Source organism: Sphingomonas sp. FW306-1B-B10E (genome assembly GCF_058782005.1).
Map to the genome: position 1 here is coordinate 75,501 of NZ_JBYSXG010000001.1, position 21,333 is coordinate 96,833.

Below are 21,333 nucleotides of genomic sequence, written 5' to 3' on the forward strand. Positions count from 1 at the left end.
CGCATGTAGACCTCCCGGCTGAAATGGGTGGGACAGATTAGGATCGGGGATCGCGGCGATCAGGCAGTGGTGGCGGAGCCCCGAGCAAGGAGCCAAAGAACCGGAACGGCCGTCGCCGCTAGCAAGGGCCCGACGAACGTCGTCGAGGACGCGGCCAGAAGCGTCGATGCGGGACTTGCCAACACATAGGCAACACCTCCAACGGCGGAGGCTGAACCAAGATCGATCAACCAGCGCCTGAGCGTTGCTCGGCGTCGACCCTCGAAAGCGAAGTCGAGCTCGACCAGCCATTCTACGTCGCTAACAAACGCCTCGTCGGCCGGACGCTCTGCTTCGCGGAGCAGGGAGGGGAGGGCGGAAATCTCGTCGTCCATCATTCTGAGTCCAGCATTGCTCTGCATTTCTGCGTGGCTCGGGCAACTCGCGACTTCAGCGTGCCGAGCGGGATCCCGAGTATTTCGGCGGCTTCGCCGTGCGACCAACCCTGTCCGAAACACAGCGCGAGGCACGCCCGTTCTTCGGGCGCGAGGGAGGCCATCAGCCTTTCAACATCCATTCTTGCCGACGGATCCTCGAACGATTGAACCCCCGGCAAAGGGATCTCGCTTCGCCGCTCAAGCTCGAGACGCCGCCTCTTGCTCGCGTCGAGAAACACTCTCCACCCGATCGCGAGGAGCCAGCCGGCGTAACTACCACTTCCGCGAAAGTGGGTGGCGTTACGCCAAGCACGCAGGAACGTTTCTTGCGCAAGGTCGTCAGCCGCCTGTGCGCCCGCCGTGCGCGCGAGGAAAGAACGGACCCTCGCTTCGTGTCGCCGGACCAGGGCCGAGAATGCAAGCCTGTCCCCACGCGCTGCCCTACCGGAGAGTTCCAGGTCATCAGACACCGCCAATATTCTTTTTCGCAACGGCGCGCTTGTGCATCGCGTGGCGCAGCAGCAGCGCAGCGCCCACGAGCACCGGAAATAACGCAGCGCCCATCACCTGACGGATCGAAGCATCGTTGAGGATCAGGCCATATCCCGCAGTAGCCAAACCGATAGCCACGAGCACGAGGCCGGCCCGATCGTCGCTGCGTGGCTCCGCGCGCTGCCCCACAACATCGAGCTTGGCCGCGAGATCTTCTGCCAGTTTGCGATCCGTGGCCATTGCCGCACGCAATGACCTGTGGATCATCCAGGCCTGAATTATCCGGCCAAGGTTCATCGCGGTCACTGCGACGCCCAGAATGAACAATGTTACGATCGAGAGCATCAGGGCGGGCGGCATCGGTGTCCTCCGTTTGGGTCTACAACCACTAGACCGATGCCGGACGGCGTTTGGATGAGCAGACGGAAATTTTTCTCCGATAGAGCGTCTGTGGGGCAAAGCGTTGGGACGAGAGCTTTTGCGTGGGGGCCGGACTAACAGCTTTTCTCAGCTAGCCCGCTCGATCGACTTCCCCGCGCGGCGAAACGCAAATCACTGTTGACGGACTAAGCTGAGGATCCTTCAGCCACCGAATCGCAGCTAGCTCCCCTCGGGTCGTCGGCAAGCGGTGTGGCTAGCTCGGCTCGAACCCAAGCGACGGCTACGGCCAAGCTGGGCTGAGTAAACTGAGGACGCCTGTCCATCGGCAACGCGGCACGCGTCGAATTCGCTGCACCACATGCGGATCAGAATAAAGCTCGCATTCGGCCGCCGGAAGACGGTAACAACTTCTGGAACGCGCGGCGCTCCCGCTTGGGTCGCCCATGCGGTGCAATTTTGAGCCAGCCCTTGGAGAAGCGCCACGAACATCGACCTCGTTCAGTCGCAGCAATGTTTTGTTACAATTGTGCGCTTCGCGCGTTGGCAATGCCCTATCCGACTGAGGTGCATGCATCGATGCCGAACTTGACCGAACGTAAGGCTATCCTTGAGATCAATCGCACCCGCAAGATGGCGCGCTCTGCGCACGCCTATGTGCGCGGAAATACGGTAAAGTTCTATGAGTGGCTGGAGGGATCGCCCGCGGCCAAGCGCGTCCCCCAAGGCCCTTCGATATGGATTTGCGGCGATTGCCATGTCGGCAATCTTGGACCGCTGACCAATGGCGACGGCAGCGTGGAGATTCAGATCCGCGATCTTGATCAGGCAGTGATCGGCAATCCAGCGCACGACCTGATCCGACTCGGCCTCTCGCTCGCGACTGCGGCTCGCGGTTCCGACCTGCCGGGAGTGACAACCGCTCACATGATGGAGGAGATGATCGAAGGGTATGCGGCCGCGATGCATGACCCGACCAGCGGCGTCGCCGGCGTCGAGCCTGATGTCGTGCGTAGTGTAAAGCGCGCTGCCATCGGTCGCAGCTGGAAGCATCTTGCCAGGGAGCGCCTCGAAGCGGTCGAGCCGAAGATTCCGCTCGGCAAAAAGTTCTGGGCGCTTGAGGCTGAGGAGCGCCGCGGGCTGCAGGCAGTCTTCGCAGACCCTGCGGTGACACAGATGATCCTGTCGCTGAACGACAAGACCAATGATCGTGTCGTGAGATTGGTCGACGCAGCGTATTGGGTGAAGGGCTGCAGTTCGCTGGGATTGATGCGCTTTGCCGCTATAGTTGAATTGAAGAATAACAAAGGCCGCGCAGATTATGCGCTTGTCGATCTAAAAGAGGCAATCGCGCCGGTGGCACCCCCGGCAAGGAATGCCAGGATGCCGAAGCACAATGCGCAACGCGTTGTCGCCGCGGCGCGGGCATTGTCCCCGCATCTGGGCGAGCGAATGACGTCTGTTGAGATGCTTGGCCGTTCGCTGTTCATTAGAGAATTAGCCCCGCAGGACCTCAAGATCGAGCTTGACCAGTTCAACCGGTCGCAGGCGGTGAAGGCAGCCCGCTATCTTGCCTTTGTGGTTGGCAAGGCGCATGCCCGGCAGATGGACGCGGCCACGCGTACCGAATGGCTTGGCGTGCTTGAGGCAGATCGCAAGGCGATGATCGACGCTCCGACCTGGCTATGGGAAAGTGTTGTGTCGCTCGCTGGCAGCCACGAGGCGGGCTATCTGGATCATTGTCGGCGCTACGCCCTGGCTGCCTGAGAGCGAAGCACCGCGGCAAGCGAGGTGCCACCCCCGCTGCGTCAGCTCGACCATTTGTCGTGCTACCGACGGGTTGCAGGAATGAAATGGACAAGCAGAGTGGTTCAGCGTGGGGCTCTTAACGGCTCCGAATTTCCGCCGGTTTCTACAAAGATGGTCTCGACGCAATGGGCTTCCGCCCAGGCAAGGCCGGCAGCCTCAGCGGATTCATACGTCGGATACGGATCACTAGCGACAAGCGCGACAGACTCCATGTTTTCGCCGTCGCCGCACGCCATCAGCGCGGACGCCACCAGCGAGTATCTGCCCATTTCGATTTCGTTGATCTTGATGCAATCCGCATCCTCGGCCGCCATCTGACCGGGCGCGAGCCTTACGACTTCCATAAAGTCTTCCCCAAGAAAAACGTAAAGTCTATTCAACCGCCCCATACAGTCGATCGAATTCGGACACTCGAAGTTTCGCGGCAATGCGAGAACGCAAACGATGGTGCCGGGGCTGCGCGCGTTCAATAAATCATTGATACGTTCAATTTGGCACCGGCAATAGATAGACTTCGGGAGTTTTCCGAAGCTGACGCTCTAGCGCTTGCGCCAGGCAGAGCTGATCACGACGACGGATGGGGTCGCCAGTGCTTACCGCAATATCGCGAGCGAGCATCGCGCGGCAACGCACGCGGCGTTCATTTGCGAACATGGTACTCATCAACCTCTCCATCCGCTGCACCCCTTAACGCGCCAAGCGTAGCGCGGGTCCTCGCAACGCATTGAGCTGGGATAAGGATTGGCGTTGAGTGGGCCGACCAGATCGGCGGCGTTGCCGCCATTTGTCCCCCGTCTTCGGCAAAGGAGCGTCTGCGACAGATCCTTAAAATTGGTCGGCTCCATCGCTTCTTCAACCGAGGAGCATTTGGGACGGGACGCGTCCGGCCGACATCGTTACGGGCCGGCGGAGCTGCACCCGACGTGAAGTGTGCGCCGCCTCCATTGCGACGATCGCCACGACGGCGACCTTGCTGACCCGGCTTCATCGGTTTCGCCGAGAGTTGTCCTTCCGCCTCAGCACGCGCATAGCAACGCCAGACGCATGTCCAATCGAGATCCGTTCGCCGAATGAGAAAATCTCGAGCGCGAGGATCGCTTCCAGAAGCTCGGGCCAAGCATCTTTCCGCCGGCGCAGCCAAAGGGCCAGGGCGTGCCGACCGGCGCGCTTGCCCCGAAAGCAATCGTTCAACCTTCGCGACTTAACTTGCAGCTCGCATGGCCTTCCACCGCGCGATCTCGGCCGCGCGACCTGGGTCCTTCGATTCAATTCCGCGGAGCCAGAAATCGAACCAGGCCAGATTGCGGCTATAGATCGCCAGGCGATGCGCCGGATGATATTTGCTGTGCCATTCGTCCGGGTAGACATACATTTCTACCGGCGCGCCGTTCGCCTTGAGCGCGGCAAAGGCCTCTTGCGCGATGCGGAACTCGCCGTCGGGCAAATTCATCAACAGCGGCACCCGGAGGTGATTCGCATTCACGGCGATTGATTGGGCTCGCCAGAACGCCCGACCTTCCGCGCCGGCGGGCGGATATCCGACGCCTTGCACGACCGTATTGCCATAGGCCGGGCCGGCGCTGAACACGACGTTAGGGTCGTCGCAGCAGGACGACATGATCGCCACCTTGAACCGGGTGGAGTTGTTTAGCGCGAACTGGACGGTGCTCGCGCCGTCGCTCAGGCCCGTAATGCCGATCAGATCGGGGTTCACGACGCCCTTGGTGATGGCAGTGTCGATGCCGGCTTCGAGCGCTGTGAAGATCCGGCGACGTCCCGACCAGTTCTTTACCTTGACGCGCTGAGCCGCCTCATCGCTCGTTTTTGCCGCGGCTTCCGGGGCTTCCGCCGGCCATTGAAAGTTGAGCACGGCATAGCCGCGTGCCGCGAGCAGCTGGATGGGATATTCGTCGCCTTGCCCGCCGCGCTGAAAGCCTCGCGAGATATATTGGACGACGATGAGGGGATGGCGCTCGCCGGCCTTGTGAGAGGGTGGCAGCGTGAGATCTCCATAGGTGCGAACGCCACTGCGGTCGGTCCAGCTAAGCCGCTCGACCTTGCCCAGACGCACCGTTTCAAAATCGGGATTGGGATCGAAGATTTTCGTGCTGCGGCCGGTCGCCGGATCGATACGCACCAATATGCGAGGGCGTGTAGCGGCCTCACGGGCGCAGACGAGGTTTGTGCCCGAGACAGCGCACCCGGGCAGAAAGTCGTCGGTATCGAACAACAACCGCGGGCCCGGCTCCGAACCGGGGCGCCACCGGTAAAGCGCGCTACGTCCGCCATTATCGGCACTGCCGCCGCGCAGGACGAATAGCGTGTCCGGCCCGCTCCACCAGAGCCCCGCGACCGGCGCATGGCACGCGTCGCCAGTGCACGCCACGCTCGTCCCGGCCGCCTCGACGCGCAGCATGGTCGGACCGCGGGGCAAGCCGGGCTTCTCGCTCGCTACCCAGGCCCGCATTCCGGAGGAGGAGATCGCAGTCGCCTGAGCATCCGCGGGAAACCCCGCTACAACTTCACCCTTCAGGAGGGCGGCCTGGTCGGCCGTGATGATGCGGCTTTCCCCGGTTGCGACACGCATCGCATTGATCTCGGTCGGCAGCGGCAACCGGGGCGTCGGCCGGGCATAGGCGACCGACCAGAAACGCTCGTCATACAGAAACCCGGAGCGGCCCTCGCGATCAATCTCGACCAACCCGGCGTCGAACAGTCGGCGCGTGGTAAACAACAACACGCCCCCGTCCTTGCTCCAGGCGAGACTTCGCGGTTCGGTGGCAAGGGTAGTGATTGGCCTGGCCGGCGCGCCGTCCAGGCCCACCCGCCAGATCTGAGTCTGGCCGTTGTCGCGGCGCAGATAGGCAAGCGAGCTTCCGTCGGGTGACCAGACGGGCGGCTCGGTGACCGGAAGACCCGATGGCACTCCCGTCACGCCGTAAGGATCGGTCATCGCCTGGATGAACTCGCCTCCGACGTCGATCAGCCGGGCCGGCGACCTGCCGTCCATAGACAGGAGCATTACGCCGAAGCAGTAGCTGTCGCTCTCAGCATCGGCGCGCCTGAGGATTAGCGCCGCATATTTCCCGTTGGGCGAGATGCTGAAGGACGGTCGTCGGCTGGTGTCGAACATCATGCCGAAGTCGCGCAGCTCGATGAGGTCGCGCGCGGTGATCGACCTTTTGCCTGTTGCCGCCCCGGGGGGAAGCGGCAACAGGCGCTCCCTGCAAGCCGGGGGCGTTGCGTGCGCCACCCCGGTCATGCTGGCGAGCAAGGTCAGGGCGGCCGTTGCCGCCAGGTACCTCACCATGATTTGGTGACCTGCAGGGCGACGAAGCGACCCAGCGGATTCGCATTTTCACCGTCGAAGCCGACGGCGAGCGTGCCGACGACGTAGCTGACATAAGGCGGGTCGGAATCGAGCAGATTGGTCGTGTTGAGCGCGACCCTGAGTCCCTCCAACGGCCCCGAGGGACGCTCGAAAGCGTAGCTCAGATTGAGATCGAAGGTGGTCCAGGGCGATACGCGCTGTGTGGGGGTTATGGTCAGGTTTCGATACCCGTCCGCATGGTTGACGAACAGCGCCGCGCCGAAGCCACCCTCGTTCCAGCTCGCCCGGCCGCGGATCCTGAGATCGACGGGGTTGCCGACCGTATCTACCACATCGACCGGCGCCGACGTCGCCGTCAGTTGCTGATTGATTTCGAAGATGTAGGTCGCATTTGCGCCGATCGTGGCGTTTCCGCCCGCCAGCCCGAAATCATATTGCAGAGCGAAATCGAGGCCCGACTGCTTCACGATCGACAGGTTCCGTGTCCGCGCATCGGCGATCGCGACGATAGGTGCCGTGCTCGGGATGCCCGCCAGATCGAGATAGTAAGGCGAGGCGAACAGTTCGGCGATGCGCGCCGCGGAAGGGTTGAAGGTCAGGATCGGGGCATAGATGTCGCGGTTGATGAGATAGCTGGTCACGCTCGACGCGACCGATGCGATCCGGTCGCGATAATTGACGCTGAACCAAGTCACGCCCGCGCTTAGTCCCGGCAAAGCCGCGGGCTTCAGGTCCGCCCCCAGCGTCCAGGTCGTGGCGCGCTCTGGCCCGAGGTCGGGATCATTTCCGCGAATGACCATGATGTTGGACATGCCGGTAGGCGACTGAGGGTCGGCGACCGGATAGGCGAATTGACCGAAGGTATCGGGGTCCTGCCGCAGCTCGGTGACCCCGGGCGCGCGGAACGATTTTCCGTAGCTGCCGCGCAGCGTCGCACCGCCGAGCGGCTCCCAGGCCATGCTGACCTTCGGGTTCGTGGTGCTGCCGAAGTCGCTATAGTGCTCGGTGCGGACCGCTGCCGACAGGTCGAGGCGGCGGAACAGCGGCACCGCCATCCCTTCCGCGAACACCGGGACGCGTAGTTCGGCATAGGCACCCTTGACGATGCGGGGTCCGGGAAGCGGGGTCAGTGCGTTGGCGCGCGGCGCGAGCGTCGAGGTGTAGGAGACATTCTCGCGGTCACGGTAGCGGTCCTCGCGATATTCACCGCCCACCGCGAGGCGCACATCGCCCGCGGGCAGTGCGAAGAGCGGCCCGTCCGCGCGCGCCGACGTCGACCAGACGATGGCGTCCCAGCGGCGCTTGTTGTAGCCGCGGATCGACTCGATCGTCGCGGGATTGGTGGAGGGCCCGTCACCGAGCAGATTATACGCGGTGGCCGGATTGGTGTCCGCAAGCGCAAGCGCCAGGCGCGCCGAGTTGACGCGGTTCAGATAATCGTAGCGCTCGTCCTGCCTGCCCCAGGTTCCGTGCGCATCGACCGACCATTCACCGAGGATCAGTTCGAGACCCGCAGTCTCGCCATAGGCCCGTACGTCTCCGCGATAGTGCTCGTTGCCAAGGTCCCGCACGAAGCTGTAATTCACTCCAATCGGAAGACGCGTGCCGATCGGATCGACATAATAAGGGTTGGTGACCGGAACGGTGCGACGCGTGTCGCTGCCGCTGCGAACCGCGACGTCGAACCTGCGCCAAGTCGCCAGCCCACGCGCATAAAAGTGCAGATTGCTGGTCAGGTCCTGGCTGAGCGACACGAACAGCGAATGCCGCTGCTGCTGCGGAAGGATGTCGACCCCGTCCCAGCCATCGCCCCGGTTGACTGCGCCGCGCGTGAGCTGCGCGGCGGTGAGACTGTTGCCGAACTGCCCACGCGGAATCGCGAAGTTGACGTCGCCCGCCACGATTGTGCCCGGGCTCGCATAATTGCCACGATAGTCCCCGCCGCCGAAGGGCCGCAGGTCGTCAGTGATATAAGGCCGATCGTCGGCGGAGAGATTGTCGCGGTGGTAGAATTCATAGGCCAGGACGGCATGACCGCTGGCCCATTTGATGCCGAACAACTGGCTGAATTGATATTCCTGCGCATCGCCGTCAGCCGATCCGATCCGAAAGCTGGTTTCGGCACCCCTGAAATTGTTGCGAGTAACGACGTTGACCACGCCCGCCACGGCGTCCGATCCGTAGATCGCCGAAGAGCCATCGGGCACGATCTCGACGCGCTCGATCGCCGAAGCGGGAATAATCGAGAGGTCGGAGAAGGTGCCGGAGAAGCCGCCGAGCGGGGGCCGGTCGCCGTTGACGAGTACCAGCGTCGAACCCTGACCGAGCCCTCGCAAATTGACACCGACACCGCGGCTGACATTGCCGTTTCCCGCGCCGGTGATCAGTCCGCTCATCCCCTCGATGGCGCCGCCGCTGAAGTTCTGCGGGATCGACTGTACGATCTGCTGCGTCGTGGAGAAACCATCCTCGACCATCGCTTCGCGGTCGACCGTGATGACAGGGACGCCGACCGGCCCGCCGCCGCGGATGCGTGTGCCGGTAACCAGGATCTCGCCCTGCCGTTCGGAGGGTTCATTCACCTCGGCGACATCATCGCGCTGGACAACGAGCGTGCTGCCCACCGTGACTGCCCGCAGGCGGCTTCCCCGCAGCAGCCGGGATACCGCCTGGTCGGGACGGAAGCGCCCCTTGAGCGCAGGCGCGCGAAGGCCAGCGACGAGATCGGTCGGCGCAATGACCTGCGTGCCGGACTGCTGCGCGACCGTGCGAAGCGCGAAGCCGAGATCCTGGCTCGGCAGGTCGAATTCGCGGGCGTCCGCCTGCGCGAGTGCCGCCGGCACGACCATGACCATCGCCGTGCCCGCCAGCGCAAGCGCGCCCAGTTTTCCCACTCGCATGTATCGCTCCCCATTTCCGTGCCGCCGATTTGGCGGTCTGGGGTGCGAGACGAGATTGCGCGGGAGACCCGCCCAAAATTATTTCGTGCGGTCGGGTAAGCGGCGGCGAAGGATCAAATCGCCCTGCGGCGAGCGCTCGACATGCAGCGAAAAGGCCGCCGCCAGCGCGGTCGCCAGTTGCTCGACCGGCAGCGGCCGAAACCCACCGGTCACCCGCTGCGTGGCGAGCGACGGGTCGCCCAGCCGGATCTTGCGCGCCGAATAGCGATTGGTCTGCTTGAGCGCGTCGCCGAGCGGCACGCCGTCGAAATCGAGCATGCCCGAGACCCATTGCGGCAAGCCGGGTGACGCCTTCACCACCTGCGGGCGGTGGGCGACATCGGTGAAGCACTCGCCCGGCGCGAGCGGCGTCACCGCCGCGATCCCGCCCGCGGGCGCGACGCCGCGAACCTCGACCGACCCGCGCAACAGGCTCACCCGCACCCCTCCCGGCTCGAGCCCGACATCGAACATGGTGCCCAGCGCCGTGACCGTACGGCCGCCCGCCTCGACCCGGAACGGCCGCGCGGCATCGTGCGCAACGTCGAACCGCGCCCGGCCGCGCATCAGCCGGACCTGGCGCAGGCCGCCCGACAGGCGGACGTCGATCGCGCTGTCCGTGTCGAGGGTGACAACAGTCCCGTCGACCAGCTTGACCGTGCGGATCTCGCCCACCCGCGTCGCCTGCGGCCCGGCCGTTGCCGCCAGTGTCGTGTCCGGCGCGGCGGAAGGCGCGCGCAGCAGCCAGAAGCCGGCAAGCACGACCAGCACCACCGCCGCCAGCGCGAACACGGGCCGCGCGGCCGGCATCTGCCACACCGGAGTTCTAGGCTCGGGCAAGCCCCGGTTGCGGCCTAGCTCGGTTCCCGCGAGACCGCCGGTCGCCAGCCATTGCTCGCCGGTCGCAGCGTAAGCCTCGCCGTGTGCGGGATCTGCATCGCGCCAGCGCTCGAATTCTCCTTGCCAGCGCGCGCGATCGGGGCCCCGCATCCGCGCAAACCAGATTCCGGCCTGCTTGGTGACGGCGGGGCTTCGGCTATTCCCATTCCCGGAGACGGGCATCAATCTTTGTCCGCGTACCGAAGCAGCATCGTCATCGCCTTGGCCATCTGCTTCTCGACGCCCGAGACCGACATGCCGGTGCGCTGCGCGATTTCGCAATAGCTGAGGCCGTCGAGGCGGTGCGCCATGAATATTTCCCGAGTCCTGGGCTTCATCCTGCGCATTACCGCTTCGATGCGTGCAAGACTATCGCGTGCTTCGAGTCGCGCGACTTCATTCGCTACCGAAATGACCTCGTCGTCATAGGCTGTGCGCAGCAATTCTGCCCGCCCCGCGGCGCTCTTGGCGCGGTCGCGCAGCAGGTTGCGCGCCACCTGTCGCAGGAATGCGCGCGGCCGCGCGATCGGTTCGCTGCGTGCCTGCTCGCTCTGCGCTAGGCGCAGGAACGCCTCCTGGGCGACATCCCCTGCTTCCTCTGGATTGGAACGATAGCGGGTGATGAAGCGGACCAGCGCGTGGCGCTCGTTGCGGTAGATCATCTCCAGCCCGAGCGGACCCGCGGCGGCACTTTCGTCCGGCTCGCCAAACGCCGCCGCAGTCGAGGGAGCCGGGGGCGACATCAGCCGCGTCCGGGACTTGCTGCCCTGTCCGACCATGACCCCCATCGTCCTGCCTCCAGAAAAGCAAGGCAGCCCGGCCGGCAAGCCGGGTGTTGAGAACAAGTTTGAGGACTTGCGCCGACGCCTTTAGCCGCGGACGGCCTGGACATGCGCGTCAGCCACCCGGCAAACGACGGTTGGATTGGGACCCCAAACAAGGTTCTCACGCCTCGGCGCCGCACTTTGAGCGGCGCGCTCCAAGACTAGGATTGTAACGGTTCAAAAGGCAAGCCAATCACAATGCGCAAGAATCGAAACCACTTCGGACAAGTCTCGCGGAGAAGGCGGCCGTGGGGCGCAACGCCGCAGGCGCAGGCAAGGACGCACTTTTGCAGGCGGTCGGCCGTCGCGGCGGCGCGCGCAGGCATGGGGCCAGCCGCCGTGAACTCTCACCGATCGCAAGCGTGCCGCGCGGGCCAAGAGCGCGCGAGCCCTGACGCCGTCGCGGAAGGCGCGGCGCGCGCTGCTGATCTCCCGCGTCCCATCGCGGAACTGCCTGTCCCTTCGTGAGTCGAGGCCGGACGACATCGAGGTGCAGTTCTGGCCCGTTTCAGTGGTTCAGATCCGCCTAATGTATCCTGGGAACTGTCTTTGAGTCGCTCCAAATAGCCAGCGAGCGTCAGGGGAAAGTTCGTGTTGAAATGGGAAGCGTGACGGTCGCAGCGAGGCCGCCTTGGACAGCTCTGTCTAGCTCTAGTGCACCGCCATAAAGCGCGGCGAGTTCGCGCACGATGGTGAGCCCGAAGCCATGGCCATCGCCACGCTCGTCCAGCCTGACGCCTGGCGCGGTCGCACGGTCGCGCTCCGCCACAGGAATCCCTGGTCCGTCATCGGAAACTACGAACCCGAGCATTCGTCCGTTGCGCTGGACGTCGATTACGACGGCCGTGCGCGCATGCCGTGCGGCATTGTCGATCAAATTGCCGAGCAACTCGTCAAAATCCGACGGATCGACCGCGATTGCCCAATCGCGCGCCGGGGCGGCTGAGATGGAAATATTCCGGCTTGCATGGAGCTGCGATATCGTGCGGGCCAACGCACCCAATGCCGGATCGACACTGGTCATAGCTCTGACCGAGGATGATTCCAGCCGGGCGCGGGACAGATGGTGTCGGATCGTCATGTCGATCCGTTCGACCTGAGCGGCACGTGGATCGTCGCGCAGTTCCAAAGCGAGAGTCGCAGTCGGCGTCTTGAGCGCATGGGCGAGATTTGCGGCGGACGCGCGCGCGGACGCGAGCGCTGCGTGATTGTCGCGGACGAGCGCGTTCAGTTCCTCGGCGAGCGGGCGAAGCTCTTCGGGCTGTCCCGCATCGACGTTCGCCATGCTCCCGTCGCGGATTGCAGCGACCGCGTCGCGCAAGCGGCGGACGGGGCGAAGGCCCAGCGCGACCTGCGACACCGCAGCGAGGCCCAGCAAAGCGCCTATCGCCGCCAGCATCCCGAGGAGCGGAAGCAAGGCGTCGCGAACCGGACGCTCGATGACGTCTCGCGGCGCGGTGGCGAATAGTGTCGCCGTTCCCCCAGACGTTTCCAGACGCAGCGTGCGGCCGTGCACGGCGTCCCTGTCAGGGCCGTGCCCCTCGATGGGCCGCGCGCGAACAAGATCCGCTTCGCTTCGTCGGTGTCCCGGCGGCCCCGCCTCGATCTGCGGGAAATCTTCCGACCCAAGCGTCATGGCGGGCGTCTCGACCCGCCAGCGCCATCCCGGCCCGGCATCGAGCACGCCCTGCACCTGGCGCAGCCGCGCGCGGTCGAGCGTGCCGTCTTTGCCCACCGCCGTCGCGATCAGCGCAAGCTGGGCATCGAGGCGCCGGTCGATTCCCTGTGTCACCACCCTCCCGAGGATCCCCGCGACGACGACACCGGCCAACAGCAGCGCGACCAATGTCGCGATCGCCGACAAGGCGAGCATTCGTCCCCGGATCGATCGTGGCACCAGCCTCATGACGGCGGCATCTCGCAAAGCCGGTATCCGCGCCCGCGCACCGTCTCAATCAGCTCGGCACCGATCTTCTTGCGCAGCCGGCCTATAATGACCTCCAGGCTGTTGGAATCGGTGTCGGCATCGCCCTCATAAACCCGCTCGAGCAAGTCGAGCCGTTCGATAACGATACCCTTGGCAAGCGTTAGTGCGGAGAGCACGCGCCACTCGAGCGCCGTAAGTCTAAGCGGCAAGCCGTCCAGTTCGAACTGCCCGGTTTGCGCTTCAAACGCGAGTGCGCCGGAGGCGATGCGCGTGGCAGCATGTCCCGCGGCCCGCCGGATGAGGGCGCGCAGCCGCATCGTCAGCTCCTCCACCCGGAACGGCTTGGTCAAGTAATCGTCCGCACCCGCCTTGAACCCGGCGACCTTGTCGGACCAGCCGTCGCGCGCGGTGAGCACCAGCACGGGCAATGTGCGGCCAGCCTCGCGCCACTCGCGCAGCACAGTAAAGCCGTCCTTTCCCGGCAGGCCCAGGTCGAGCACGGCCGCGTCATAATGCTCGGTATCGCCAAGATGCCCGGCATCGATCCCATTCGCAGCCAAATCTACGGCGCAATTCTCCTGTCGCAGCGCGCGGGCGATGGCGGGGCCCAGATCAGGATCGTCTTCGACTAGCAGGATGCGCATGCGCCGTGGCTACCTCCCGGGGTTAAACCCAAACTGAACGCGAGGGTTCAGCGGGGCGTGGGAGGCAGAGTCGTACATGGCTCTCATCGACGACAAGGAGACAGACGATGACGAGCCTCATGGACAAGTTCCCCCGCCTTTCGCGTGGGCCGGCGCTGAGCGTCGGCGCCGCACTGCTGCTCGCGCTTGGCGCCGCGGGCGGCGCGGGCGCCGTTTCGCTGACCCGACCGTCGATCGAGATGGCACCACTGAACGCGACGCCGATCGGCAAGCTCGCCAGCGGCAGTGGTGTCGTTACGGTCAAGGGCAAGGTGGTCGAGATGTTCGGCGACCGTATTGTCGTCCAGGACCAGACCGGCAAGACAATGATCGATGTCGGGCGCTCTTCCAGTCTTAGTCTTGCGGTCGGGCAAGACGTGACCGCGCAGGGGCGTTATGAAGATGGCCAGTTTCGAGCTTCCTATCTGGTCGCCGCAAATGGTCGTGTGACTGCAACAGGCCCCGCTGGCGCACTGCCGCATGGGCCCGGTGGAGCGGGTGGGCCAGGCCGTCCTCGGCATGACGCGCCGCCGGCCGGTGGTCCTGACGCCGCAGTGCCGCCGCCGCCGGCGGCCGCCGGCTGCGACGATCGCCCCGGCGTACAGGCTGCGCCCCCCAACCGCACACTCGGATTTCGCCCGAGACCATGAACGCGGCCAGCGCGAATTGAAGCGGGCGAGGCCGCGGTCGTTGGGACCGCGGCTCGCTCCAGCTTGATCCTGACTTCACGCCGACAATAGGTCGATAGGAAGAGCCTCTGCTCTACGGTTTGACGATCGGAAGCCGCCGATCCGCTGTCGGCCCGAATTCGTTCATGCGGGGGCGGCTGGACGGGCGGGCGCCCCGCCCCGGGTTTCGCAAGCCCGCGCTTTCCTGCAACCCATGGACCTAAGCGCTCGAGGACCGGCATTCCCAGTGTCTCACCCATGCCTCGACGTCGACGAGCGCCATAAGCTCGGGGAGTGCCTCACCGTCCGCCATTGAACCGTCAAGAAAGTCGGTGATGCGATCGCGATCAATCAGTCCTTGCCGCGCAAGTGTGCTTTGCAGGAGCATATCGCGCAGGGTGGACGCGTTCGCCTTGATGATCCGGTAGGCGAGGCTGCTGAAGGAAACCTTGGTTCGGCGGTCGATTACGGAAGTGGGCAAGCTGCCACGGAACGCTTCGCGCGCTACTGCGCGATTGGTGCCGCCGGCGCACCAGAACCAGCTGGGGATGGCGATGCAAGTCTCAGCGATTGGTTGCGACATCAACGGTGCGAGCAACGGGGCCCTCGCTTCGCGGCCATAGCCTTCAAGCTGGTTCTGTATTCCCATGATCGACCAGATATGCTTGCGCTTCCCCAATGGGATTCCATGAGGGGCCGCGAGCCAGGGATTTCCTTCGGGCCAGGGCAGAGCCTCGCGGGCATGCGATGCCAGAAATCTGTTAGGAGTCGGCGAAGGCATCGACGCGTGAGCGCGCGTCCAGCGATGTGCGGCGGCCCCCAAGACCTTCCAGATATTGGTGCGTGTGAGCTGCGCAACGTCACCTGCCGTTTCCAGGACACCCTTGCCGAGACCGTCGGCGGCAAGCCGGTCGAGCACAGGAAAAACCGAGTGGGAGAGGCAGAACATGCTATCGCCGCCGCCGCCGCCGAAGAAAGCGTCGGCGCGAAGTTCGGCGGCCAGCGCCTGGATCGGACGGTCGAGTGCCTGGGCGAAGGCGCGCGCGCAGGGCCTCGGCAAGTCTTGCGCGTCGCTGTGGAAAATGTCGACCGTTGCAGCATCGGCAACCAGTTCGACAAGCGGATGTCCTAGATGGTCAGCGACGGCCCTTGCCCAAGGCAGTTCGCTCGCGTCCCCCGGGGCTGGGCCGAAGGTGACACAATGCGCCCCCGGCTGCGGTGCGCGCATCCCGGCGGCGACGATCGAGGAGTCAAGGCCGCCTGAGATCTCGATCAACGGCCGTTCAAAGCATCCCGCCCATGCGGCGAGCGTCGCTGCCGTCACGTCACGCAGCTTCGCGACCGCGGCGGCAGGGTCAGTGATGCGGGCGGTGAGCCCGGCGAAAGCCCAAGGCGACCAGGCGCAACGCGTGGAAGGGCCTAATTCGCCTAAATCGAACACGACTCCGGGAAGCAACTCGCTCACGCCCCGCAGGCAGGTACGCGCTGGCCGGAAGTCACGGAAGACCAGTGATTGGGTGACAATTGTCCAGTCGACGACAGCTTCGAGAAGGCCGGGACCGAACAATAGGTCCGGCCGGGAGGTCAGGACATGAACGCCTTCGATTTCCGCGTGATAGCAGGGGACCATACCTGACGGGTCGCGGAAGATTTCGACCCGATCTTCGAGCCGACGAATCGCGACATAGCCACCCCAATAAGCTTTCACAAAGTCGGCAATGAGAGGCTGGTCAAGCTTCGACGCGCTCGTAATCCGCCCGCTACCCTCGCGATCGAACAGATGGCCCAGGATGATCCCGCTACCATTTGGCAGCACCAGTTGCGCTGCAGTGGGATCACCGAAGACGACTAGGCCCGGTACGTCGACCGACGCGACCATAGTGGGCGACCGCAGACGATCGGCCAGGCTGCACATGCGCTCAGCCATTTGGGAGCCGGGTCTTGCAACGCAGGCTAGATAGGCTGCCCTGTTCATGTAGCGAGGATCGGCGTGAAGCCCGATACGTGATCGTAGCTGTCGTTTAGGATCGCCTCGGGGGTCTGCAGCCAGCAATGGGCCGCGAACGGCTCGGGCGCGATGCCGAAGACGAGCTGCGATCCCACGCCGCGCCGCGCCAGCCAACGCTCGAGCGCCAGCGAATCGAGCAGGCAGTTCCGAGCGATCGGTACCAGATGTCGGGCGCGCTCGAACGCATGCGCCTCCGCTAGCGCCGCCGGCCCACGTCGTGGCAGAGGGTCCCGGGTGACGATGCCGGAAAGGATGTGGTTCAGCGACAATGCGCGAAGCGACAGCCGCATGCGGGCAACCTCGATCCCAACTCGAATGGGGTGCTCCTTTCCGGCATAGCGCGCCCTGGTCTGGGTGAGCGCAGCGGGAATGGTCACGCGCTCCTTGAGCACGTTGGCCGGTTGCGGATCGTCTGGCCTGAGGATATGCGCACGTTCCAACGTGTCAGTCACGGCTTTGGGGACGACCCCGGCATAGTTCCGGTTGAGCCAGGCAAGCATCTCGCCTGATGCAGCGGCGGGCACCCGGAAATAACGGTCCTGCCGGATATCCAGCAAGAACAGCTTGTCGGAAGCGACGCAGGCGGTCGCGTGGGGCAATATGCGCCAGAACATTCCGGTTGCCAGGATCTCTCGGTGGTGCGGCGCCAGCTTTGGGCCGGCACACGCGGACGATCAATCGTCCGACAGCGCTTCGGGCAGGACGAATCCGATAAGCTCGAACATGCCCGTACAGCTGCCCCGCGTCTCGACGCTCGCGGCGCCAACATCGATCAGGTCCACGACCGCGTGTGCTTCGTTCTTCAAGAGAATTCTCCGTTTTTGAATGGCGAGCCCGGCGAGTAGCCGGGCCCGCGATTGCGGATCAGTCGTTCGACAGGCCCGCGTGCTCAATGAGTCCGATGACGTCGAAGGTGCCGGTCATCGCGCCTTGGGTCTCCATGCTGGCAGGGCCGAGATCTATGAGATCGACCGCTTGGTCGTGTTCGGTTTGCATGGGAGCAACTCCGGTTTGCGTTGAACGGCGGAAGCCCTGATTGCGCCGGCCCGGCGCATGGCCGGACCGGCGTATTCGGATCAGTCGTCCGACAGGCCTTCGCGCGGGATGAGGCCGACGACGTCATACTTGCCGTCGAGGGCGCCCTGGGTCTCGGCGCTGGCAACGCCGAGATCGATCAGGTCGATCTTTTCGTTGGTTTCGCGGTCCATGATCATTCTCCTGTCGCGAGATGCGACTACGAGAAGATCGGTCATGCCGGCGCTTATAAGAAGTTTATAATCCTATTATAATCGTGTGTTTGATCATGGCGCCTCGCGACGCCGAATTAGCTGGGAAGCCGCCTTAATCCGCCGGATATGATAGCGTCGGATTGCTAATGGAAGTCCGCTGTCGACTTCGGCCAGTTCGTCGAGTTCACCGAGTAGTGGCTCGAGTACTTCCGACTCAAGCATGCGGAACGGGTGAAGGCGATCGCCAGCACTCGCGATCGCGCGTCGTATCTCGCGGTTGGGCGCCATCTCGCCGAACCGCTCGAACAGTAGCGCCGTTCTGGCGGCGACCGTCTCATCATCCGAGTCGTTTCTTACGAGCGGATTGCTGGCGGTGCGCACCGCCATCTGCACGAGTGCGGAATGCCATTCGTAGAGATCGCGCAGCGCCGCCTCTCCCAGCCGCGGCACATGAAATCCTTCTCCGGCGCTCGCCTCGACGAGATGCTCGCCCACCAGGCGCTGAAGGACATCGCGTACCGGCGTCATGCTGACGCCGAGCTGCTCGGCGATTCGGTTTGCTTCCAGGCGGGCGCCGGGTGCATACCGGCCCTCGCGCAGTATCTGCTTGAGCGTCGCGTAGCTGCGCTCCATAGCTTGAAGCGGACTCATGCGGCGGCCTCCTGTCGAATCCTGTGCGCCGCGACGGCCTCGGCCTGGTCTGGTCGCAGAGCGTCCACCGCTGCGATATGCTCCGGGAGGTCTCCCGTGAGGAGAAGCGAAGGGCATACGCCCTCGTAATTGCCGAGATTGGGGCGGTGCTGGCGATAGCCGACCAGGGCGGAGAGCTCCGGGGAGAAGCCGCAGGCGACCGCCGGCGGATAGGCGAGCCATTGGTTCTCGTACGGCTTGAGCCATCCGAGGCAGTAGCTGACCACGACTGCCTTGCGAATGTCGGCGCTACGGTTCGCGCCGGCCCCATGCAGAGTCGACCCCAGGAAGAGGAATGCGTCGCCTGGTTTGAAATCCGCAACGATCAGTCCTTCGGGCAGCGATTCGCTCAGCGCACCGCTGCCGTGGCTGCCGGGATATATGATCGTTCCGCCGTTCTCGACCGTGAAGCGGGTCAGCGGCCACATCACGTTGACGAGATATTCGACCTCGCCCTTTACGCCCTGCCACATGTCCTGGTCGCGGTGCGGGAATTGCGCTGGCGCACCAGGGTGCAGTGCGATCGCCTGCATCAAATTTAGCTGAAGCGTGTCGCACCATGGCGAAAGCACGGCCTCGCTGACGGCGAGGATAAGCTCATCCATGGCCAAGGAGGCGGCATGGGGTGAGTGTTTGAGCAGACGTCCGAACCGCTTGGTGCGGCCGCCATAGAAATCGCCCTCGCAGAAGGGCGTTGCCTCGAAGATGGGCGCGAGATCGGCATCGAGCGCTTCGATGGTTTCGCGCGGCAGTGCGTTCTGGATGACGCACCATCCTCGAGTTGTGAGTTCCCTCAGCGCGGCGTGGAAACCAGCGGGCTTGGCGTTTAGATCTTGCTTCATGGCGATAACCTCAGGCGTTGGCGATACGGCGCGCCGGCGTTTCACGGGCCGTGACGGGAGCCCAGACGCCGCCTCCAGCCAGGGCGGCCGGCGTTTCGGGGGTGATTGTGATTTCAAGCGCGCCAAGCAGGCAGCCGTCGCTCGGCAACGGTTCGCCGAGGGCGCGGCACCGCCAGCCGAAGCCCAGGATCTGCTGCAGCCACGCTATTTCGGCGACACCCGTATAGGTATCAATGCCGGTATCGAGCGCGTGGGTGGCCAGTGCGGACACGAGCTGGTTGCGAATCTGGCGGCGGTCGGCGGATCGTAGCTGCCGGCTCAGGCAGAAACGGGTGATCTCCCAGACTCGCGGGCCGCGCGGGATCTCGCCGGCGCAAAGCGCGGGGAAGAGGCCGTCCAGGATGTGGGGGCGTGTCGTGGGAAGGAGCCTGGCCGACGCCAGATGTTCGTGGGCATCATTGGTGAGGATCAGGTAGCGCGCGTGCTGGTCGTCGAACTGGTCGATCTCATAGCATCCGTCGAGAACAGGCAGGTCCCATTTAAGCAGATCGATGAAGACGCTTTTCCGTGCTGCGAACATCGATCGGAAGGCAGTGTCGGCAATTTTATCGACTGATGAATCGACGAGAAGGACCATGGCGCAAAACCCCTCGAAAGACGAGGTTCAAGCATCCCGATCATCGCGGAGGAGCGGTATCCCAAGAAATGGGGATAGCGTCAGTGCTTCAAAATATCAGAGAAGCTGATCAATCCGTCGAACAATGCTCGGACCGCCAATAGGGCGCGTTTCTGGACGCCGTAGCGTTCGCGAGCATGCTTTAAGTGCTGGATCACCGTTTCGTGCCCGACCCCCAGGATGACGGCAATTTCCCAATCTGTCTTGCCGCGTGCCGCCCACAAAACGCAGTCGCGCTGTCGGTCCGTGAGAACCGGTGTCTGGTCGGCAAGGATATTTCTGGATCCCGATATCCGCCGGGCTGCTTCGAATGCGAAGGCGCCGATGAGCTGGCAGACAAACTGAAACTGCTCAGGGAAAGCGTGACCCGCATCGACAGCAAACGAGCAGGATCCCAGCGCCTCGCCCGGTACGCTCGCAGGGATCGTGAATCCCTGACCTATTCCAACCTGATACGCGCGCTCGAGCACGCGCCGATCATCCGGGGTCAACTTGATCATGTCGGGCACGGACGACCAGGCAAAGCCTACGCTGGCCAGGTTGCAAGCGCGATGGACGGGATCGGTTCGCCCGAGTCCGCGCTCGTCGAACCACTCCTCCCAGGAAGAAGGATAGTTGTGAAGGCGCACCGCCGGACCCGCTTCCCGGCCGAAGTCGATGTGATGGGTCAGCGCAAAGTATCGCACGCCCATGTCGAAGCAGCATTGGATAAGCGCCTCGTAGAGAGTGTCAGGAGTGATTGCGATACGCGCCTTCTCCACGAAGGCTTCGACGATCTGCAAACGCGCCATTAACCGCCCTGGCCGCTCGCTGGTGCGGACCTCAACCCGCCTTCCGTCGATGCGCCTTCCATTGGGGCTCGTTACCTGACAGCTTCTCAAGGAGATCGGACGAGCGGTTGCGCGTAAATGATTAACTCAATTATTTGCGGTGTAAAGAAACCACTTCATTACATATTTGTAACCTGATGCGGCATCATTCGGGACTTAGAACTGCCGTCGAAAAGTGGCAGCACTTAAAAATCGTGCTCGCAGTCTTCCATGAGTATGGATCAATACTTGTTCGGCACCGCTTAGGCGCTAGGCATCGCAGCTAGGCTCGTCCATCGGCCACGCTTAAGGCTGGCAGGCTACGTACTAAGGGACGGGAAAGGCGGGTGCTCGACTACATCGCCTGCTGAGCTCCTCAGCTCCGCGGATAAAGGGATCGCGGCCTCAAATCAGAATCTTCCACACGAAAAGTATGCGCCACGCTATCCCAGGCAGCGCCCTCGTTCGCTTCCGATACACTTTCAAAAGTCAGCTTCGTACCCTGCCTCCCAAAAAGGATGGCTAAATCAATGGTATAACTGGAAAAAATGGCGCTTCCGGTCAGTATTGAACTCAGGACCTCAGCCTTACCAACAACATAGCCGTCGCACACACCTGATCGATCGCACGTACGTTGTGGATTTCAGCGCGTCGGCGCGGAGCAACGTCACAATGAGCCGATTGAATCTTGCGAAAGCTGTCTCGAGCCGACTCGCAATCTGGTGCACGTTTT

22 protein-coding genes are annotated in these 21,333 nt (G+C 63.7%); 2 read left to right on the forward strand and 20 right to left on the reverse strand.

The features are described from left to right. Positions 1-59: 59 nt before the first annotated feature. The 3 genes from AC3WJI_RS00370 to AC3WJI_RS00380 are packed head-to-tail and all read right to left on the reverse strand — an operon-like array spanning position 60 to position 1,268. Positions 60-374: a hypothetical protein gene (locus tag AC3WJI_RS00370; protein ID WP_492755241.1), complete on the reverse strand. Its 315-nt coding sequence runs from the start codon at positions 372-374 to the stop codon at positions 60-62. Next, on the reverse strand, positions 374-886 hold the full coding sequence (locus AC3WJI_RS00375; RefSeq protein WP_492755242.1) for an RNA polymerase sigma factor: 513 nt from the start codon (positions 884-886) through the stop codon (positions 374-376). The genes AC3WJI_RS00370 and AC3WJI_RS00375 overlap by 1 nt, the downstream gene beginning before the upstream one ends. Further along, positions 879-1,268, reverse strand: a complete 390-nt coding sequence (locus AC3WJI_RS00380) for a hypothetical protein (RefSeq protein ID WP_492755243.1) — start codon at positions 1,266-1,268, stop codon at positions 879-881. The genes AC3WJI_RS00375 and AC3WJI_RS00380 overlap by 8 nt, the downstream gene beginning before the upstream one ends. Before the next feature lie 597 nt (positions 1,269-1,865). On the opposite strand from AC3WJI_RS00380, the gene AC3WJI_RS00385 reads away from it, so the two are divergent. Continuing rightward, on the forward strand, positions 1,866-3,053 hold the full coding sequence (locus AC3WJI_RS00385) for a DUF2252 family protein (protein ID WP_492755244.1): 1,188 nt from the start codon (positions 1,866-1,868) through the stop codon (positions 3,051-3,053). A gap of 104 nt (positions 3,054-3,157) precedes the next feature. On the opposite strand, the gene AC3WJI_RS00390 is transcribed toward AC3WJI_RS00385, so the two are convergent. From AC3WJI_RS00390 to AC3WJI_RS00425, 8 genes are all read right to left on the reverse strand, one after another. Continuing rightward, on the reverse strand, positions 3,158-3,565 hold the full coding sequence (locus AC3WJI_RS00390) for a hypothetical protein (RefSeq protein WP_492755245.1): 408 nt from the start codon (positions 3,563-3,565) through the stop codon (positions 3,158-3,160). Positions 3,566-3,581: 16 nt separating this feature from the next. Beyond that, positions 3,582-3,758: a hypothetical protein gene (locus AC3WJI_RS00395; RefSeq protein ID WP_492755246.1), complete on the reverse strand. Its 177-nt coding sequence runs from the start codon at positions 3,756-3,758 to the stop codon at positions 3,582-3,584. A 538-nt stretch (positions 3,759-4,296) separates the two neighbouring features. Continuing rightward, complete coding sequence (locus tag AC3WJI_RS00400; protein ID WP_492755247.1) at positions 4,297-6,357, reverse strand: Atxe2 family lasso peptide isopeptidase; 2,061 nt, start codon at positions 6,355-6,357, stop codon at positions 4,297-4,299. Between the two features lie 41 nt (positions 6,358-6,398). Further along, positions 6,399-9,326 (reverse strand): TonB-dependent receptor, encoded by a 2,928-nt coding sequence (locus AC3WJI_RS00405; protein ID WP_492755248.1) that lies wholly within the window; start codon positions 9,324-9,326, stop codon positions 6,399-6,401. Between the two features lie 78 nt (positions 9,327-9,404). Continuing rightward, the gene (locus tag AC3WJI_RS00410) at positions 9,405-10,427 is read right to left on the reverse strand and encodes a FecR family protein (protein WP_492755249.1); all 1,023 of its coding nucleotides are present in this window, start codon (positions 10,425-10,427) and stop codon (positions 9,405-9,407) included. Further along, on the reverse strand, positions 10,427-11,032 hold the full coding sequence (locus AC3WJI_RS00415; protein ID WP_492755250.1) for an RNA polymerase sigma factor: 606 nt from the start codon (positions 11,030-11,032) through the stop codon (positions 10,427-10,429). The genes AC3WJI_RS00410 and AC3WJI_RS00415 overlap by 1 nt, the downstream gene beginning before the upstream one ends. Positions 11,033-11,645: 613 nt before the next feature. Beyond that, positions 11,646-12,974, reverse strand: coding sequence for a sensor histidine kinase (locus AC3WJI_RS00420; RefSeq protein ID WP_492755251.1), 1,329 nt, complete (start codon positions 12,972-12,974; stop codon positions 11,646-11,648). Next, positions 12,971-13,639, reverse strand: a complete 669-nt coding sequence (locus AC3WJI_RS00425; protein WP_492755252.1) for a response regulator — start codon at positions 13,637-13,639, stop codon at positions 12,971-12,973. The genes AC3WJI_RS00420 and AC3WJI_RS00425 overlap by 4 nt, the downstream gene beginning before the upstream one ends. A 107-nt stretch (positions 13,640-13,746) precedes the next feature. On the opposite strand from AC3WJI_RS00425, the gene AC3WJI_RS00430 reads away from it, so the two are divergent. Then, on the forward strand, positions 13,747-14,328 hold the full coding sequence (locus tag AC3WJI_RS00430) for a hypothetical protein (RefSeq protein WP_492755253.1): 582 nt from the start codon (positions 13,747-13,749) through the stop codon (positions 14,326-14,328). 238 nt (positions 14,329-14,566) lie between these two features. Here AC3WJI_RS00430 and AC3WJI_RS00435 read toward each other — a convergent pair whose 3' ends face one another. The 9 genes from AC3WJI_RS00435 to AC3WJI_RS00475 form a co-directional block, all read right to left on the reverse strand. Beyond that, on the reverse strand, positions 14,567-16,273 hold the full coding sequence (locus tag AC3WJI_RS00435; protein WP_492755254.1) for an asparagine synthase-related protein: 1,707 nt from the start codon (positions 16,271-16,273) through the stop codon (positions 14,567-14,569). 44 nt (positions 16,274-16,317) lie between these two features. Beyond that, entirely contained in the window at positions 16,318-16,968 is a 651-nt protein-coding gene (locus tag AC3WJI_RS00440; RefSeq protein WP_492755255.1) for a lasso peptide biosynthesis B2 protein, read from the reverse strand. 60 nt (positions 16,969-17,028) lie between these two features. Beyond that, entirely contained in the window at positions 17,029-17,160 is a 132-nt protein-coding gene (locus AC3WJI_RS00445; protein WP_492755256.1) for a hypothetical protein, read from the reverse strand. Between the two features lie 58 nt (positions 17,161-17,218). Then, on the reverse strand, positions 17,219-17,350 hold the full coding sequence (locus tag AC3WJI_RS00450; protein ID WP_492755257.1) for a benenodin family lasso peptide: 132 nt from the start codon (positions 17,348-17,350) through the stop codon (positions 17,219-17,221). A gap of 80 nt (positions 17,351-17,430) precedes the next feature. Continuing rightward, positions 17,431-17,562, reverse strand: a complete 132-nt coding sequence (locus AC3WJI_RS00455; protein ID WP_492755258.1) for a benenodin family lasso peptide — start codon at positions 17,560-17,562, stop codon at positions 17,431-17,433. 93 nt (positions 17,563-17,655) lie between these two features. Further along, positions 17,656-18,234 (reverse strand): GntR family transcriptional regulator, encoded by a 579-nt coding sequence (locus tag AC3WJI_RS00460; protein WP_492755259.1) that lies wholly within the window; start codon positions 18,232-18,234, stop codon positions 17,656-17,658. Further along, positions 18,231-19,115 carry a phytanoyl-CoA dioxygenase family protein gene (locus tag AC3WJI_RS00465; protein WP_492755260.1) on the reverse strand — a complete coding sequence of 295 codons (885 nt, stop codon included), beginning with the start codon at positions 19,113-19,115 and terminating at the stop codon, positions 18,231-18,233. Before AC3WJI_RS00465 ends, AC3WJI_RS00460 begins: the two co-directional genes overlap by 4 nt. A 10-nt stretch (positions 19,116-19,125) precedes the next feature. Continuing rightward, positions 19,126-19,752, reverse strand: a complete 627-nt coding sequence (locus tag AC3WJI_RS00470; RefSeq protein WP_492755261.1) for an acyl-homoserine-lactone synthase — start codon at positions 19,750-19,752, stop codon at positions 19,126-19,128. Positions 19,753-19,832: 80 nt separating this feature from the next. Beyond that, on the reverse strand, positions 19,833-20,582 hold the full coding sequence (locus AC3WJI_RS00475; protein ID WP_492755262.1) for a LuxR family transcriptional regulator: 750 nt from the start codon (positions 20,580-20,582) through the stop codon (positions 19,833-19,835). Positions 20,583-21,333 lie beyond the last annotated feature (751 nt).

Bases quoted from the DNA above. Each gene is read 5' to 3' on its own strand.
- AC3WJI_RS00370 (WP_492755241.1), bottom strand. From the start codon at position 374: ATGGACGACGAGATTTCCGCCCTCCCCTCCCTGCTCCGCGAAGCAGAG.
- AC3WJI_RS00380 (WP_492755243.1), bottom strand. From the start codon at position 1,268: ATGCCGCCCGCCCTGATGCTCTCGATCGTAACATTGTTCATTCTGGGC.
- AC3WJI_RS00385 (WP_492755244.1), top strand. From the start codon at position 1,866: ATGCCGAACTTGACCGAACGTAAGGCTATCCTTGAGATCAATCGCACC.
- AC3WJI_RS00395 (WP_492755246.1), bottom strand. From the start codon at position 3,758: ATGAGTACCATGTTCGCAAATGAACGCCGCGTGCGTTGCCGCGCGATG.
- AC3WJI_RS00400 (WP_492755247.1), bottom strand. From the start codon at position 6,357: ATGACCGGGGTGGCGCACGCAACGCCCCCGGCTTGCAGGGAGCGCCTG.
- AC3WJI_RS00405 (WP_492755248.1), bottom strand. From the start codon at position 9,326: ATGCGAGTGGGAAAACTGGGCGCGCTTGCGCTGGCGGGCACGGCGATG.
- AC3WJI_RS00410 (WP_492755249.1), bottom strand. From the start codon at position 10,427: ATGCCCGTCTCCGGGAATGGGAATAGCCGAAGCCCCGCCGTCACCAAG.
- AC3WJI_RS00415 (WP_492755250.1), bottom strand. From the start codon at position 11,032: ATGGGGGTCATGGTCGGACAGGGCAGCAAGTCCCGGACGCGGCTGATG.
- AC3WJI_RS00420 (WP_492755251.1), bottom strand. From the start codon at position 12,974: ATGAGGCTGGTGCCACGATCGATCCGGGGACGAATGCTCGCCTTGTCG.
- AC3WJI_RS00425 (WP_492755252.1), bottom strand. From the start codon at position 13,639: ATGCGCATCCTGCTAGTCGAAGACGATCCTGATCTGGGCCCCGCCATC.
- AC3WJI_RS00430 (WP_492755253.1), top strand. From the start codon at position 13,747: ATGACGAGCCTCATGGACAAGTTCCCCCGCCTTTCGCGTGGGCCGGCG.
- AC3WJI_RS00435 (WP_492755254.1), bottom strand. From the start codon at position 16,273: ATGGCTGAGCGCATGTGCAGCCTGGCCGATCGTCTGCGGTCGCCCACT.
- AC3WJI_RS00440 (WP_492755255.1), bottom strand. From the start codon at position 16,968: ATGTTCTGGCGCATATTGCCCCACGCGACCGCCTGCGTCGCTTCCGAC.
- AC3WJI_RS00450 (WP_492755257.1), bottom strand. From the start codon at position 17,350: ATGCAAACCGAACACGACCAAGCGGTCGATCTCATAGATCTCGGCCCT.
- AC3WJI_RS00455 (WP_492755258.1), bottom strand. From the start codon at position 17,562: ATGGACCGCGAAACCAACGAAAAGATCGACCTGATCGATCTCGGCGTT.
- AC3WJI_RS00460 (WP_492755259.1), bottom strand. From the start codon at position 18,234: ATGAGTCCGCTTCAAGCTATGGAGCGCAGCTACGCGACGCTCAAGCAG.
- AC3WJI_RS00465 (WP_492755260.1), bottom strand. From the start codon at position 19,115: ATGAAGCAAGATCTAAACGCCAAGCCCGCTGGTTTCCACGCCGCGCTG.
- AC3WJI_RS00470 (WP_492755261.1), bottom strand. From the start codon at position 19,752: ATGGTCCTTCTCGTCGATTCATCAGTCGATAAAATTGCCGACACTGCC.
- AC3WJI_RS00475 (WP_492755262.1), bottom strand. From the start codon at position 20,582: ATGGCGCGTTTGCAGATCGTCGAAGCCTTCGTGGAGAAGGCGCGTATC.